General features: G+C 62.6%; 12 protein-coding genes. 9 read left to right on the top strand and 3 right to left on the bottom strand.

From position 1 onward, the window contains the following. Window positions 1-38: 38 nt before the first annotated feature. The 5 genes from WBF69_RS05935 to rpoD all read left to right on the top strand — a co-directional run bounded on the left by WBF69_RS05935 (window position 39) and on the right by rpoD (window position 6,516). Window positions 39-1,334, top strand: coding sequence for an adenylosuccinate synthase (locus WBF69_RS05935; RefSeq protein WP_424262200.1), 1,296 nt, complete (start codon window positions 39-41; stop codon window positions 1,332-1,334). Between the two features lie 20 nt (window positions 1,335-1,354). Next, window positions 1,355-1,918 carry a phosphoribosyltransferase gene (locus tag WBF69_RS05930; protein WP_424262198.1) on the top strand — a complete coding sequence of 188 codons (564 nt, stop codon included), beginning with the start codon at window positions 1,355-1,357 and terminating at the stop codon, window positions 1,916-1,918. A 134-nt stretch (window positions 1,919-2,052) separates the two neighbouring features. Then, window positions 2,053-2,265, top strand: coding sequence for a 30S ribosomal protein S21 (gene rpsU / locus WBF69_RS05925; RefSeq protein ID WP_298015764.1), 213 nt, complete (start codon window positions 2,053-2,055; stop codon window positions 2,263-2,265). Then, on the top strand, window positions 2,266-4,191 hold the full coding sequence (dnaG, locus tag WBF69_RS05920) for a DNA primase (RefSeq protein WP_424262196.1): 1,926 nt from the start codon (window positions 2,266-2,268) through the stop codon (window positions 4,189-4,191). It abuts the gene before it with no gap. Between the two features lie 117 nt (window positions 4,192-4,308). Beyond that, window positions 4,309-6,516, top strand: a complete 2,208-nt coding sequence (gene rpoD, locus WBF69_RS05915) for an RNA polymerase sigma factor RpoD (protein WP_424262194.1) — start codon at window positions 4,309-4,311, stop codon at window positions 6,514-6,516. Window positions 6,517-6,580: 64 nt separating this feature from the next. On the opposite strand, the gene WBF69_RS05910 is transcribed toward rpoD, so the two are convergent. Then, entirely contained in the window at window positions 6,581-8,461 is a 1,881-nt protein-coding gene (locus tag WBF69_RS05910) for a sigma-54-dependent Fis family transcriptional regulator (protein ID WP_424262192.1), read from the bottom strand. 275 nt (window positions 8,462-8,736) lie between these two features. Here WBF69_RS05910 and exaC point away from each other — a divergent pair, with 275 nt between their 5' ends. Beyond that, window positions 8,737-10,263, top strand: a complete 1,527-nt coding sequence (gene exaC / locus WBF69_RS05905; protein ID WP_424262190.1) for an acetaldehyde dehydrogenase ExaC — start codon at window positions 8,737-8,739, stop codon at window positions 10,261-10,263. Here exaC and WBF69_RS05900 read toward each other — a convergent pair. After that, window positions 10,260-11,159: a helix-turn-helix domain-containing protein gene (locus tag WBF69_RS05900; RefSeq protein ID WP_424262188.1), complete on the bottom strand. Its 900-nt coding sequence runs from the start codon at window positions 11,157-11,159 to the stop codon at window positions 10,260-10,262. The genes exaC and WBF69_RS05900 overlap by 4 nt on opposite strands. 116 nt (window positions 11,160-11,275) lie before the next feature. Between WBF69_RS05900 and pobA the strand changes: the two genes are divergently transcribed. After that, window positions 11,276-12,454, top strand: coding sequence for a 4-hydroxybenzoate 3-monooxygenase (gene pobA, locus WBF69_RS05895; RefSeq protein WP_424262186.1), 1,179 nt, complete (start codon window positions 11,276-11,278; stop codon window positions 12,452-12,454). A 3-nt stretch (window positions 12,455-12,457) separates the two neighbouring features. Here the strand turns inward: pobA and WBF69_RS05890 are convergent, their stop codons facing one another. Beyond that, window positions 12,458-13,444 carry an AraC family transcriptional regulator gene (locus WBF69_RS05890; RefSeq protein ID WP_424262184.1) on the bottom strand — a complete coding sequence of 329 codons (987 nt, stop codon included), beginning with the start codon at window positions 13,442-13,444 and terminating at the stop codon, window positions 12,458-12,460. A 175-nt stretch (window positions 13,445-13,619) separates the two neighbouring features. On the opposite strand from WBF69_RS05890, the gene WBF69_RS05885 reads away from it, so the two are divergent. Both WBF69_RS05885 and WBF69_RS05880 read left to right on the top strand, forming a co-directional pair. Next, complete coding sequence (locus WBF69_RS05885) at window positions 13,620-13,982, top strand: protocatechuate 4,5-dioxygenase subunit alpha (protein WP_424262182.1); 363 nt, start codon at window positions 13,620-13,622, stop codon at window positions 13,980-13,982. Between the two features lie 2 nt (window positions 13,983-13,984). Further along, entirely contained in the window at window positions 13,985-14,836 is an 852-nt protein-coding gene (locus WBF69_RS05880; protein WP_424262180.1) for a class III extradiol dioxygenase family protein, read from the top strand. The last annotated feature ends 57 nt before the right edge of the window (window positions 14,837-14,893 follow it).

Genomic DNA, 14,893 nt, shown 5'->3' with positions numbered 1-14,893 from the left:
TTTCTTTAGGCGGCATGGTGCCGCCGCAAGCAAGGCTTATGAGCAAGAACATCGTCGTGATTGGCACCCAGTGGGGTGACGAAGGCAAGGGCAAGATCGTGGATTGGCTCGCCGAGTCAGCCCAGGGGGTCGTGCGCTTTCAGGGCGGGCACAACGCCGGCCATACACTGTGGATCAATGGCCGCAAGACCATTTTGCGCCTGATCCCGTCGGGCATCATGCACCCGCACGTCACGTGCTATATCGGCAATGGCGTGGTGCTGTCGCCCGAAGCCTTGCTGGCCGAAATCGGCGAACTCGAAGCTGCGGGGCTGGATGTGCGTTCGCGGCTGCAGATTTCCGCCGCCTGCCCGTTGATCCTGCCGTATCACGTGGCGCTGGATCAGGCCCGCGAAGCCCGCAAGGGCGAGGGCAAGATCGGCACCACGGGGCGCGGCATCGGTCCTGCCTACGAAGACAAGATCGCCCGGCGCGCCTTGCGTGTCCAGGATCTGTACGATCCGGAAGTCTTCGATGAAAAACTGGCCGAAGTGCTGGATTATCACAATTTCGTCCTGACCCAGTATCTGGGCGCCAAGGCCATCGAGGCCAATCAGGTGCGCGATCAAGTCATGGCGCTGGCGCCGCAGATCGAACCGATGGTGGCGGATGTCTCCAGCAATATTCATATTGCTCGCCGAGCCGGCCATAGCTTGCTGTTCGAAGGCGCCCAGGGCACCTTGCTGGACATCGATCACGGCACGTACCCATTTGTCACCAGCAGCAATTGCGTGGCGGGCGCCGCCTCGGCAGGCGTGGGCGTCGGGCCGCAGGCGTTGGACTATGTGCTGGGTATCGCCAAAGCCTACACCACGCGTGTCGGATCGGGGCCGTTTCCCACCGAATTGCTGGACGATACCGGTCTGCGGCTGGCCACGGTGGGCAAGGAATTTGGTTCCGTCACCGGTCGCCCCCGCCGTTGCGGCTGGTTCGACGGCGCCGCCATGAAGCGTTCGGTCATGATCAATGGCCTGACGGGGCTGTGCATCACCAAACTTGACGTGCTCGATGGCGTCGAGCAGCTCAAGATCGGTGTGGGCTACCGCTATAAAGGCCAATTCCTGGACGTGCTGCCCTATGGCGCCCATGCGGCGGCTGAGGCCGAGCCGGTGCTGGAAGAGATGGCCGGCTGGTCGGAATCCACGGTGGGCATCACCGAATACGACAAGCTGCCGATCAATGCCCGGCGCTATCTGGAACGCATCGCGGAAGTCTGCGATGTGCCGATCGATATGGTGTCGACCGGTCCCGACCGGCTGGAAACCATCGTGCTGCGTCACCCCTTCCAAGGCTAAAAAAACAAAAGGACAGAACCATGGGCATTCCGTCGAGCACCGACCGCGATCTCTGGGTCAGTTGGGAACAATATCACGCGCTGGTCGAGCGTCTGGCCCTGCAGGTGCATGAGTCCGGCTGGGCTTTCGACAAGATCCTGTGCCTGGCGCGCGGGGGCGTGCGGGTCGGCGATATCCTGTCGCGCATTTTCGACGTGCCCCTGGGCATCCTGGCGACCAGCAGCTATCGCGAAGCTGCCGGTACAGTGCAGGGGCAGTTGGACATCGCGCAGTTCATCACCATCACCCGCGGCACACTGGAAGGCAAGGTCTTGCTGGTGGACGATATGGTGGATACCGGCCTGACCTTCAGCCGGGTGCATGATCATTTGCTCAAGCAGTTCCCCGGCATCACCGAGATGCGCACGGCTGTGTTGTGGCAAAAGGGCCATGCCAAAGTCCAACCGGATTACTTCGTGGATCAGTTGCCCACCAATCCCTGGATTCACCAGCCCTTCGAAGATTATGACAGCCTGCGCCCGCATCAGCTGGAATCCTGGATCCGCAAAGGTGTGCGTTCCGCTTATCCGGATGCAAAATCATAGATTCCGGGCCCGATTCGTGCTAGAATCTCCTGCTGTCTTATATGGATATTTTCCATTAACCCAACCGTGAATGCACCGGTCGCCCGTGGGGTGTTGCCGACATTCATGATTTTTACAGGCTTTCAAGGATTTACATGCCGATTGTCCGCCTCAAAGAAAACGAGCCCTTCGAGGCCGCCCTGCGACGCTTTAAGCGCACCATCGAAAAGACCGGTCTTTTGACCGAGCTGCGTTCGCGTGAATTCTACGAGAAGCCCACCGCTGAACGTAAGCGCAAGCTGGCTGCTGCCGTCAAGCGCCACTACAAACGCATTCGCAGCCAACAACTGCCGCCGCGACTCTATTGATTGATTCCTGAATCATTTATCCAGGAACTGCTGGCGCGCGTAGATATCGTCGATGTTGTCGGGCGGTATGTGCAGCTGCGCAAAGGGGGCGCAAACCTATTGGGTTTGTGCCCTTTTCACACTGAAAAATCGCCTTCGTTCACGGTCAGCCCCACCAAACAGTTTTATCACTGCTTTGGCTGCGGCGCGCACGGCAGTGCGATCCATTTCCTGACCGAACATACCGGCGCGCCGTTTCCCGAAGCCGTGCGCACACTGGCTGCCAGCGTGGGCATGACGGTGCCCGAAGAGCCGCGCAGTCCGCGCCAGCGGGCTGCCGAGCGTGAGCGCCGCGAGGAAGGATCCCGTCAGCGTGACGTGTTGCAGCAGGCGCAGGCTCATTATCGGGCAGCGCTGAAGCAGGCGCCTCAAGCCATCGCCTACCTGAAAAAGCGCGGACTCAGCGGCGAGATTGCCGCCCGTTATGGGCTGGGGTGGGCCAGCGCCGACCGTCGTGGTCTGGCCAGTGTGTTTGAACACTACGAAGACCCTGCGCTGATCGAGTCCGGGCTGGTCATCGAGGCCGAAGACGGTCGCCGTCATGACCGTTTTCGCGCTCGGGTGATGTTCCCCATCCTGAACACGCGGGGGCAATTGATTGGCTTTGGCGGGCGCCTGATCGAGGCCGGCGAGCCCAAATACCTGAATTCGCCCGAGACCAGTCTGTTTTCCAAAGGGCACGAGCTTTACGGCTTGTACGAGGCCCGCGCCGGCATCCGCAGCGAGGGCTGCGTGTTGGTCGTCGAGGGCTATATGGACGTGGTGGCCTTGGCGCAGTACGGCTTGAACAATGCGGTCGCCACGCTGGGCACGTCCACGACCAGCAATCATCTGCAAAAGCTGTGCCGTGCGAGCGATCGCATCATCTTCAGTTTCGATGGCGACGGGGCGGGGCGCAAGGCGGCCTGGCGCGCTTTGCAGGCCTGTCTGCCGTGGGTGGCCGAAGACATTTCCATGCGTTTTCTGTTTCTGCCCGAGGGGCAGGACCCGGATTCCTATGTGCGAGCGTACGGTGTGCAAGCCTTGCGAGCTTGTCTGGGCGAGGCTTTGCCCTTGTCGCGCTTCATGTTGGAAGAGCTGGGCGGGCGTCACGACCTGCGCGAGGCAGAGGGCCGTGCCGCCTGTGTGCACGAGGCGCGGCCCCTGTTTGCGCAGATGCCGGAAGGCGGATTCCGCTTGCAGGTCGAGCGCGAATTCGCCCAGCAGGTGCGTCTGACGCCGGAAGAACTCAGCCAAATGCTGGCCAGCGGGCCGGCGACGATCGCAGCGCAGCCGCCGGGACAGGCTCGGCGGTCCGACGGGCCGATGCATGCCGGTGCGGCAGGGGACGCCGCAGAAGAGTGGCAGGCAGCCGCGGCATCGACGCAAGAACCCCCCTGGCTGGCGGCAGGATTCGGCCAGGCCGGAGCGCCCGAGGGGCGTTCCTCTGCAGGCGGGCGCCGGCGTACTCGCGCAGCTCAGTCGCGCACGGTGACGCCGCTGGCGCGGCGTTTGCTGCGGCTGTTGCTGGCGCATCCGGCTTTGGTGGATGAACTGGGCGACCAGCAGCTTGAATTATTGGCTCATCATCCCCATCTGCACATGGTTCGGGAATTGATCGGCTTGGCCAGCGTCTGCGGCGGACGTCATGCGGGCGCTTTGCTGGAAGCCGCCGATCCTGATTCGGACCTTGCTGCGGCGATCCGCGACCTGTCCACCGAAATCCTGACGCAGGAATTGCCAGATCCCCAGGCGGAATGGCGCGATGCGCTGCGGAATATCGAATTGCAGGCGGTGCAGGAACAATGCGATCGACTGATCGAGGCGGGGCTGAGCGATGAAACGCAGCGCCGCCGGTATCAGGACCTTAGCCGCCGGCTGGCCCGCTTGAAGGCCCCGGCAGGATGAATCTTCCTGGCAAGTGCAGTAAACTACATGGTTTTCAATAAGTTGAGCGCCTTCAACGGAATTGTCGACCCGGAATGTTGCCCGACCCGGCAACTGAACTGAGAACGGAAAGAGCACATGACCACCAAAGCAACTGGCAAAACCCCTGCGGCTGCCAAAAAAACGGCAGCCAAGAAAACCAAGGCCCAGAGCGCCGAGCTCGAATCCGTGGTCAAGGCGGCCAGTGTGACGGCGGCAGAGCCGGCGGCGACGAAAAAGGCCGCCGCCAAGCCCGTAGCCAAGAAAGCCCCTGCCAAGAAGGCGGCGGCCACGACGCCGCGCGCGCCCAAGGTCGCCAGCGGGCGCAAACCCGGTCGTCCGGCGAAAAACGCTGGCAGCGATGGCGCCGACTATTCGGATGATGATGCCGATGACGGCGAGGTCATCCCCGATCTGAAACCCCTGCCTAAACGGGGCGGCAAGCGTGCCAAGGGCGAAAAAGAAAGCCCATCGCGCAGCCAGATGACCCCGGAAGAACAGGAAGCCCGGCGCAACCGCCTGAAGATCCTGATCAAGCTGGGCAAGGAACGCGGCTACCTGACCTACGGCGAAATCAACGATCATCTGCCCGACGATCTGGTCGATGCCGAAGCCATCGACGGCATCATCAGCACCTTCAACGACATGGGGATCAAGGTCTACGACCAGGCCCCCGATGCCGAAACCCTGCTGATGAGCGACAACGTGCCGTCGGCGACCAGCGACGACGACGTCGAAGACGAAGCCGAAGCCGCGCTGACCACGGTGGATTCCGATTTCGGTCGCACGACCGATCCGGTGCGCATGTACATGCGTGAAATGGGCACGGTCGAGCTTTTGACCCGCGAAGGCGAAATCGAGATCGCCAAGCGCATCGAAGACGGCCTCAAACACATGGTGATGGCGATTGCCGCCTGCCCGACCACGGTCAATGAAATCCTGGAACACATTCGCAAGGTCCGCGAAGGCTCCGCCCAGATCGACGAGGTCGTCGACGGCCTGATCGACGAGGAAGGCGAGGACTACGCCGGTTCCGGGGTGACGTCGGACGACGACGACGGTCCGGCTGGCGGCATGAGCAGCAAGCAACTGGAATACCTGCGCACCAAGGCACTGAAGAAATTCGATGTGGTCGAATCCTGGTTCGACAAGATGCGTTTGGCATTCGAAGACGAGGGCTATAAATCCCCGGCGTACGTCGAAGCCCGCGAAGCCATTCACGCTGAACTGATGGGCGTGCGCTTTACCGCCAAAATGGTCGAGCGTCTGGCCGATGCCTTGCGCGTCCAGGTTGCAGAGGTCCGCACCCAAGAACGCGCCGCGATGTCCATCTGCGTCACCCGCGCCGGCATGCCTCGCGCGCATTTCATCAAGGCCTTCCCGGGCAATGAAACCAATCTGGATTGGGTGGTGCAGGAAGTCGCTGCCGGCCATGCCTATTCCGAAACATTGGAACGTCATGCCCCCGCTGTGCAGGAAATTCAGCAAAAATTGATTGAGCTGCAGCGCAGCGTCGTCTTGCCGCTGAAAGACCTGAAAGACGTCAACAAGCGCATGGCCACTGGCGAAGCCAAGGCCCGCAAGGCCAAGCGCGAAATGACCGAGGCCAACCTGCGTCTGGTGATCTCGATCGCTAAAAAGTACACCAACCGCGGTTTGCAGTTCCTGGACCTGATCCAGGAAGGCAACATCGGCCTGATGAAGGCGGTGGACAAATTCGAGTACCGGCGCGGCTATAAGTTTTCCACGTATGCCACATGGTGGATCCGGCAGGCCATCACGCGTTCCATCGCTGACCAGGCCCGCACGATCCGGATCCCGGTGCATATGATCGAAACGATCAACAAGATGAACCGGATCAACCGTCAGATCCTGCAGGAAACGGGCGCCGAGCCCGATCCCGCGACCCTGGCGCAAAAAATGGACATGCCGGAAGACAAGGTCCGCAAGATCCTGAAGATCGCTAAAGAGCCGATTTCCATGGAAACGCCTATCGGCGACGATGATGATTCCCATCTGGGCGACTTCATCGAGGATACCGGCACGGTGTCGCCGTCGGATTTCGCGCTGCATGGTTCCATGCGCGATGTCGTCAAGGAAGTGCTGGATTCCCTGACCCCGCGCGAGGCCAAGGTCCTGCGCATGCGTTTCGGCATCGAAATGAGCACGGACCAGACGCTGGAAGAAGTCGGCAAGCAGTTCGACGTCACTCGCGAGCGCATCCGCCAGATCGAGGCCAAGGCGCTGCGTAAATTGCGTCACCCCAGCCGGGCGGACAAGCTGAAGTCCTTCCTGGAAGGTCAGTAATCGCTGGCGCCAAGCCGTTGGTTTCGGTGATGTCGACACAGGCCGCCCCTCGGGGCGGCCTGTGTCATTTCAAGCGGCGGTACAGGGTGCTGCGGTGAATGCCCAGGCGGCGCGCCGCCTGGGCCATATTGCCGGCGCATTCCTGCAAGACGCGCTGGATCGTGGCTTGCTGGACATCATGCAGCCGCGCGGAGGAGTCGGACCGCGCTGCGGTCGGTGCAGAAGAGGCGGTAGCGTCCCCCGCAGGGGCGGTGCCGGGCGCGTCGGTCCCGCTGGCGGTCGCCACATCGGGCGGTAATTGATGCGCCTGGATCGGCGTTGGCTCTGGGTACTGGCAGCGCAGCCGCCGCAGGACGCTACGCAGTTCGCGGTAGTTGCCCGGCCAGGCGTGGCCCGCCAGCACATCGGCAGCGTCATGGCTCAGCTGCCCGCCCAGCGCCTGATATTGCGTGTGGATGAACTGAGCCAGGTCGGGCCGCAGGCGCAGGGGCGGCAAGGCCAGCGGCATGTCCTGCAGCCTGTAGTACAGATCGGCGCGGAATCGGCCCTGATCGACCAGGGCTTTCAGGTCATGATGGCTGGCGCTGATCAGGCCGACGTCCAGCGCCACGCGCTTGTCCGATCCTAGCGGCTGGACTTCTCGTTCCTGCAGCACCCGCAGCAGACGGGTTTGCAGACCCAAGGGCATGTCGCCGATTTCGTCCAGAAACAGGATGCCTTGATGCGCCTGACGCAGCAGGCCCCGTGAGCCTTCTCGGCGTGCGCCGGTGAAGGCGCCGGCTTCGTAGCCGAATAGTTCGGATTCGATCAGATGTTCGGGCAGGGCCGCGCAATTGATGGCGATGAACGCGCCTTGACGACGGCGGCTGCCGGTGTGGATATGCCGCGCCAGGACTTCTTTGCCGGTGCCGGTTTCCCCCTGGAGCAATACAGCCAGACCGCTGTCGATGGCGCGGATGGCCTGCTGCAGCAAAGGGGCGTGAAGGGCGTCCGTTTGGGGCGGCGCGTCGGGCAGCGAGGGGCGGGCTGGGGATGGGCCGTCCGGGCTGAGCGAGACCAGGGTTCGGGTGGGCGCATGCAGGCGCCCGGTCAGCGGCTGGCCGTCATGTCGGCGCAAGCGGGTGTCGCGCGTGTGCAGGACTCCGTCTATCCATTGGGCGCAGGGTGTGCCGATCAGCTGCCAGTCGGCGCCCAGCGCCTGCAGGGCGGCTTCGTTGGCGCCCGCGATCCGGGCATCGTCGTCCAGCAGCAGCATGGCCGGCGCGCTATCCGGACCGGGGCTTTCGCCCAGATGGAAGTCCAGCCGCCGCAGCGGGCTGCCGAACAGGATCTGGTTGTTGATGCCCTGGGCCAGGCGCTGCACCAGGGGCAGCGCGTAGAGGCTCTGGGCGTCGACCGGGCAGGAGAGATCCAGAATGCCCAGGATTTCCCCGATGGCCGAAAAAATCGGCGCGGCATGGCAGCTGAGGATGCTGTTGCGGGCCAGGAAGTGTTCGGCGCCATGCACGCGAACGGCATGGCCATCATGCAACGCTGTGCCGATGGCGTTGGTGCCGCGTTGGGATTCGGCCCAGTTGACTCCCGCGCGCAGTGCGATGCGCTGGGCCTTGTCCAGAAAGCTGGGGTTGCCGCGTTCGTGCAGGATGAGGCCGCTGGGATCGGCCAGGATGGCGATGCCGTTGGTCGACCCGACCAGGGCGCCCAGCGCGATGAGGCTGGGTTCCGCATATCGCAGCAGCGGCTGGTGGGTTTCGATCTTCAGGCTGAGATCCGCTCTGGGCAATGGGTCTGGATCGTTCAGCAGATGCGGGTCCAGATCGGCGCAGCGGGTCCAGGATTGATGAATGCGGGCCGCCGCCTGGGAGCGGGTGTCAGGGGCGAGAACGAGTGGCGGTGGATGCTGCATATCGGCGTCTCCGTCCGGGTAGCGGCGCATGTGATGCATGATGAGGCGCCGCTGTCGCAAAATGCAGGGGAAAGTGTCGCAAAATGCGACAAGTCTCTGTTTTTAAAGCAGGTTCCGTTTCAGTATGCCACTGCTGCCAGCGTAAGGAAAGCCCTGTGCCTCGTGGGGAACGCTCGCCCGTTGGCTGGCTTGCCCGGCAGGAAAAGGTGTCTGGCATGGTCCTTGCTTTAAGAAGATCAAGCGCCGGTGCATGGTGCATCGGACAAGGCGGCGCCCCGGCAGGGAAACAAACGCCCCGGATCAAGGAGACAGACATGGACATGACCGACCTGAAGCACTTTGGGATCGACATCGGCTTTCCCTATAAAAAACACTACGAAAACTATATCGGCGGGCGCTGGGTGGCGCCGGCTGCCGGCAATTACTTCGATAATCTGTCGCCGATTACCGGGCAGGTGTTCTGCGAGGTGCCGCGATCCGACGCCGCCGACGTCGAGGCGGCCCTGGATGCGGCCCATGCCGCCCGCAAGGCCTGGGGTGAAACGTCGGTGGCCGAACGCGCCGGCGTGCTGCTGCGCATTGCCGATCGCATGGAACAGAATTTACGCCTGCTGGCGGTGGCCGAGACCATCGACAACGGCAAGCCGCTGCGCGAAACCATGGCGGCGGACTTGCCGCTGGCCATCGACCACATGCGTTATTTCGCCGGCTGCATCCGCGCCCAGGAAGGCGGAATTTCCGAGATCGACCACACCACCGTGGCCTACCATTTCCACGAACCCATGGGCGTGGTCGGCCAGATCATCCCCTGGAACTTTCCCCTGCTGATGGCCGCCTGGAAACTGGGGCCGGCGCTGGCGGCGGGCAACTGCGTGGTCATGAAGCCCGCAGAACAAACCCCCGCGTCGATCCTGGTGCTGATGGAACTGATTGGCGATCTGCTGCCGCCTGGCGTGCTGAATATCGTCAACGGTTTTGGCCGGGAAGCCGGCGCAGCACTGGCGTCCAGCAAACGCATCGCCAAGATCGCCTTCACGGGATCCACACCGACCGGCAAACACATCCTGCATGCCGCCGCCGACAATCTGATTCCCAGCACGGTGGAATTGGGCGGCAAGAGTCCGAACATCTTCTTTGCCAACGTCATGGACCAGGACGACGCCTTTTTCGATAAGGCGCTGGAAGGCCTGAGCATGTTCGCCCTGAATCAGGGCGAGATCTGCACCTGCCCGTCGCGCATCCTGATCCAGGAATCCATCTACGAGCGTTTCATCGAGCGCGCGGTCAAGCGGGTCGAATCCATGAAGGCGGGCCATCCGCTGGCTGCGGACACCATGCTGGGCGCTCAGGTGTCCAGGGCGCAGATGGACAAGATTCTGGGCTACATCGACATCGGCCGCGACGAGGGCGCCCGCTGCCTGACCGGGGGCGCGCGCAATGCGCCGGGGGCAGGGCTGGACGACGGTTTTTACGTCAAGCCGACGCTGCTGTTCGGCGAGAACAGCATGCGGGTGTTCCAGGAGGAAATCTTCGGCCCCGTGGCAGCTGTGACGACTTTCAAGGACGAGGACGAAGCCATCGCCATCGCCAACGACACCGATTACGGCCTGGGCGCGGGGGTCTGGACGCGTGATGGCTCGCAGGCCTACCGCGTGGGGCGTCAGGTCCAGGCGGGGCGGGTGTGGACGAATTGCTTTCACCTGTATCCCGCGCATGCCGCCTTTGGCGGCTACAAGCAATCCGGCATCGGACGCGAAACCCACAAGATGGCGCTGAGCGCCTATCAGCAGACCAAGTGCCTGCTGGTCAGCTACAGCCCCAATGCTCTGGGCTTTTTCTAAGGCTTTTCAAGACCGCTGACCGCGCTCTGCATCCGCTGCCGGAAATCCCGTGGGGATTGTCCGGCGGCTTTGCGAAAGAAGCGCGTGAAATGCGCGGGTTCCGAAAATCCCAGCGCATCCGAGATCTCGCTGATCGTCATCGAGGTATAGATCAGGCTGCGGCTGGCTTCCAGGGCCAGGCGCTCATGGATCAGTTGCAAGGGGGTTTTCTCGGCGTGAGTGCGCGTGATCAGGTTCAGGTGCGTGGTGCTCAGCCCCAGCGTGTCGGCATACCAGGCGACCGCATGCTGTCGGCTGTGGGCCCGTTCCAGCAGTTCGCCGAACCGGGCATAGTGTTGCATCCCCCGATCGGGCTGTCGGGTGGGGGCGTCATGGGCGGGATGATGGCGCAGGCGGGCGTACAGCAGGGTCAGCCAGGCCTCGATCTGGGCCTCTCGAAAGGGCAGGCGAGCAGCGTATTGCGCGTTGAGCTGGGCGCAGGCCTCGTGCAGGCTGTCGCTGTGCGCGCCGGCAGTCAAGCGGTGCAGCATCGGATGGTGCGGAGCAGCCCCTGATGGACCAAGCCGCTGTGTCAGATGCGCCAGCAGGGCGTTGGTGATCGTGATGACGTAGCCGGCGCAATCGGCGTCGAACTCAAAACCATGTACATAGGCCTGGGGCACTTCGACGACCGCCGGAGCCCGGATGGCGGGACGACGCTGTTCCAGGCTGACGATGGCGCGCCCCTGATGCAGGTACAGAATCTGGTAGAGGCCGGCGTGGCGATGTGGTCGAATATGCCAATTGTGCAAGCTGCTTCTGGATGCGATGGTTTCGCAGTGCAGCATTTCTGCCAGGGGCCATCCGGCTTGTTCGCCATAAAGCTGAAACAGAGGGGCAGTCTGTAGATAGTTCATTTTGGCAATTTTATGCTTGAAAAATCCATTCCAAAATGAGCGGCTGGCAGGCACCATGAGGCCAGTTCCGGGCTTATCCGAGCGCCAGGGGGCGCCAAGTCCGGCAGGAGGAGACTATGAAAACACAAGTGGCGATCATCGGTGCAGGCCCTTCGGGGCTGTTGCTGGGTCAATTGCTGCATCGCTGCGGCATCGATAACGTGATTTTGGAACGCCATACCCCGGACTATGTCCTGGGGCGGGTGCGGGCCGGGGTGCTGGAATACGGCTTCGTCGATCTGATGCGCGAAGCCGGCGTATCCGCGCGCATGGACGCCGAAGGGCTGGAGCATGACGGCTTCACGCTGGCCTTTCAGGGGCGCAGGCAGCGGGTGGACCTGATGGGCCTGACGGGCAAATCCGTGCTGGTCTACGGGCAGACCGAACTGACGCATGACCTGATGGATGCCCGCCGGGCCAGCGGCGCGCCGATCTACTACGAAGCCACCGACGTGCAATTGCACGACTTTATGGCTGGCAAACCGCGCGTCACCTTTATGCACGAAGGCCATCGCCAGACGTTGGACTGCGATTACATCGCCGGGTGCGATGGTTTTCATGGCGTGTCGCGCCAGTCGGTGCCGCAGGATAGGATCAAGAATTTCGAGCGGGTCTACCCCTTTGGCTGGCTGGGCCTGCTGACCGACACGCCGCCCGTCGAAGACGAGTTGATCTATGTGCATCATCCGCGAGGCTTCGCCCTGTGCAGCATGCGTTCGCACACGCGCAGCCGCTATTATCTGCAGTGCAGCCTGGCGGAACATGTCGAGGAATGGTCCGACGACCGTTTCTGGACGGAGCTGTCGGCCCGCCTGCCCGAAGACGTGGCCGCCAAATTGCAGACTGGCCCGTCGTTCGAGAAAAGCATTGCGCCGCTGCGCAGTTTCGTGGCGGAACCCATGCGCTTTGGGCAACTGTTCCTGGTGGGTGATGCCGCGCATATTGTGCCGCCCACCGGTGCCAAAGGTCTGAACCTGGCCTCCAGCGACGTCTATACCCTGTACCATGCCTTGCGCGGGGCCTGCCTGGACAATCGCCCCGAGCTGTTGGATCGCTATTCAGAGATCTGTCTGCGCCGTATCTGGAAAGCAGAGCGCTTTTCCTGGTGGATGACGTCGTTGCTGCATACCTTCGAGGGCGATCCCTTCAATCAGCGCATCCAGCAGGCCGAGCAGGATTACTACACCAGCACGCAGGCGGGCCTGACCACCATCGCGGAAAACTACGTGGGTCTGCCTTACGAACCCGTGGTTTGATCGTCAAGCGGCGATGTCCGGGCCGCCGTCCAACATCCTGCGCCGAAAGTCTTTCGGGGACAGGCCGGCCAAGCGTTTGAAAAAGCGTGTGAAGTAACCGGGATCGGCAAAGCCCAGTGAGTCGGCGATGGCGCTGATCGGTCGGGGGGTGTAGATCAATTCGCGGCGTGCTTCCAGCACCAGGCGTTCGTGGATCAGTTGCAACGCTGTCTTGCCCGCCAGCGTCTGGGCAATGCTGTTCAGGTGCGCGGCCGTCACGCCCAGGCGCCCGGCGTACCAGCCGACCTGATGCTGCCGGGAAAAGTGCATTTCGATCATCTGCGCATAGCGCGCCAGATGCAGGCTGCCGGACGACGGTTCCGCCGCGCGGTCGCAACGGGGGGCATGATGGCGGTGGATCCATACCAGAATGCTGCCTAGCAGTGCTTCCAGCAAGGGGCCGCGTTGTGGGTGATGCGGACGGTGGTATTCCTGGTCCAACTGGTCGAATGTGTGGCTCGTGTAGGCGTCTTGCGCGCCCAGCGTCAGCAGGGCGGGTCCCGCCAGGGTGTGCAGGCTCAGACTGTGGCGCAGGCACAGCGGCTGCAGCAGGGCATAGGTCAGGGTCAGAATGTAGCCGCCTGCGCCGGGCTGGAACATGAATTCGTGGACAACGTGCGGGGGAACCAGCACTACGTGCCCAGCGCCCAGCCGCAAGGGGCCGACGTCAGGCTGGCCGTTGTCCGTCGGTGGCTGCGCCGTGCGTGCGCACAGGGTTTGGGCCTGGCCGTCGAGCACGACTTTGGCGTCGCCGGATTGCAGGAACAGGATCTGGAACAGATCCGTATGCTTGTGCGCAGTGACATGCCAATTGTGCAATTTTTCCTGTGCAGCGATGGTTTCGCAGTACAGCGGATCCGGATGAGTCCAGACATTGCCATAGCCGTACAGCTTATAGATCGGCACGGAGGTGTGGTCGTGGGCGGGTGGCGCGGGGATCAGGTCTGTCATGGCGAAGCTGTCTGGGGGATATCCACGAAATGTACATTTTTAAACTATAAAAATCCATTCCCTGCCGTGCGGCTCAGCAGCATGATGGGACCGGTTTGATGTGCAGTAGCCCCAGGGCTTGTATCAAGCCTGCGACCCCCGCACCCGGGCGGGGCATTTTTCAAGGAGACCCCCTATGACGACGGCCCAGACCCGATCACGCCGGCGCACCATCCCCGGCACCGTGATCTTTGATGGCGATCTGGCGCGGATCGGCTATGCCCTGAACCGCATGTGCTTCAGTTTTAATTCGGCCCAGTGCCGGGCGGCGTTTCAGCAGGACGAGGAAGCCTACATGGAACGATACCGCCTGGATGATACCCAGAAGGCCGCCGTGCGCAGCCGCGAAGTGTTGCGCATGATCGCAGCCGGTGGCCACCCCTATTATCTGGCCAAGCTGGCCGGTATTTTCGGCTTGGACATGCAGGATATCGGCGCCCAGCAGACCGGCGTGAGCAAGCAGGAATTTCAGGCGAAACTCGCCGCGGCAGGAGCATGAATATGGCACATCTTGTTGGCAGTATCAGCACATCCCACGTTCCGGCCATAGGCGGTGCGCTCGCCCGCAGCAAGCAGCAGGAACCCTACTGGAAACCCTTTTTCGATGCCTATGACCAGGCTCGCGACTGGCTGGCCGAGATGCGCCCCGATGTGGTCGTCATTCTGCACAACGACCATGGCCTGAATTTTTTTCTGGACAAGATGCCGACGTTTTCCGTGGGCGCGGCGCCGTCCTATCAGACGGCGGACGAGGGCTGGGGCATTCCCGCCCTGGTCGAGCCGCGTGGCTGCCTGGATCTGTCCTGGCACATCGTCGAAACGCTGGTGGCCGATGAATTCGACATCACCACCTGCCAGGAAGCCTTGATCGATCATGCGGTGTCCCTGCCGCTGGCCCTGCTGTGGCCCGAAGGCCAGCAGTCCGGCGCCTGGCCGGTAGAGATCGTGCCGGTCTGCATCAATACGGTCCTGGCGCCATACCCCTCGGCTTCCCGTTGTTACCGGCTGGGGCAATCCCTGCGTCGCGCCATCGAGTCCTGGGACGATGAGCGGCGGGTGCTGGTGATCGCCAGCGGCGGCCTGTCCCACCAACTGGATGGCGAGCGCGCCGGCTTCATCAACAAGCCTTTTGATCTGCAGTTCATGGACAGTCTGGTGGATGATCCGACATGGATCACGCGTTTTTCCAACGAAGATCTGGTGGAACTGGCCGGCACCCAGGGGATCGAGCTGCTGATGTGGGTGGCGGCGCGCGGCGTGCTGGACGATACGCCGGTGCGCCGCCATCACGCCCATTATCATGTGCCGATTTCCAATACCGCCACGGGTCTGCTGGTGCTGGAGCCGGCTTAAGCGCGGCTGGCCGTCCGTCCGCCGGCATCCCGGCGGACGGTTTCCCCGGCGCTTGTC

The organism is Castellaniella sp., assembly GCF_049673105.1.
Taxonomy (GTDB): Bacteria; Pseudomonadota; Gammaproteobacteria; order Burkholderiales; family Burkholderiaceae_B; genus Castellaniella.
Note: the sequence above shows the minus strand (reverse complement) of the source record. Positions and strands in the feature narration are given on the sequence as shown.

What these genes read in the sequence shown, in the direction of transcription:
- WBF69_RS05935 (WP_424262200.1), top strand. Translation starts at nt 39, where the DNA reads ATGAGCAAGAACATCGTCGTGATTGGCACCCAGTGGGGTGACGAAGGC.
- WBF69_RS05930 (WP_424262198.1), top strand. Translation starts at nt 1,355, where the DNA reads ATGGGCATTCCGTCGAGCACCGACCGCGATCTCTGGGTCAGTTGGGAA.
- rpsU (WP_298015764.1), top strand. Translation starts at nt 2,053, where the DNA reads ATGCCGATTGTCCGCCTCAAAGAAAACGAGCCCTTCGAGGCCGCCCTG.
- rpoD (WP_424262194.1), top strand. Translation starts at nt 4,309, where the DNA reads ATGACCACCAAAGCAACTGGCAAAACCCCTGCGGCTGCCAAAAAAACG.
- WBF69_RS05910 (WP_424262192.1), bottom strand. Translation starts at nt 8,461, where the DNA reads ATGCATCACATGCGCCGCTACCCGGACGGAGACGCCGATATGCAGCAT.
- exaC (WP_424262190.1), top strand. Translation starts at nt 8,737, where the DNA reads ATGGACATGACCGACCTGAAGCACTTTGGGATCGACATCGGCTTTCCC.
- WBF69_RS05900 (WP_424262188.1), bottom strand. Translation starts at nt 11,159, where the DNA reads ATGAACTATCTACAGACTGCCCCTCTGTTTCAGCTTTATGGCGAACAA.
- pobA (WP_424262186.1), top strand. Translation starts at nt 11,276, where the DNA reads ATGAAAACACAAGTGGCGATCATCGGTGCAGGCCCTTCGGGGCTGTTG.
- WBF69_RS05890 (WP_424262184.1), bottom strand. Translation starts at nt 13,444, where the DNA reads ATGACAGACCTGATCCCCGCGCCACCCGCCCACGACCACACCTCCGTG.
- WBF69_RS05885 (WP_424262182.1), top strand. Translation starts at nt 13,620, where the DNA reads ATGACGACGGCCCAGACCCGATCACGCCGGCGCACCATCCCCGGCACC.
- WBF69_RS05880 (WP_424262180.1), top strand. Translation starts at nt 13,985, where the DNA reads ATGGCACATCTTGTTGGCAGTATCAGCACATCCCACGTTCCGGCCATA.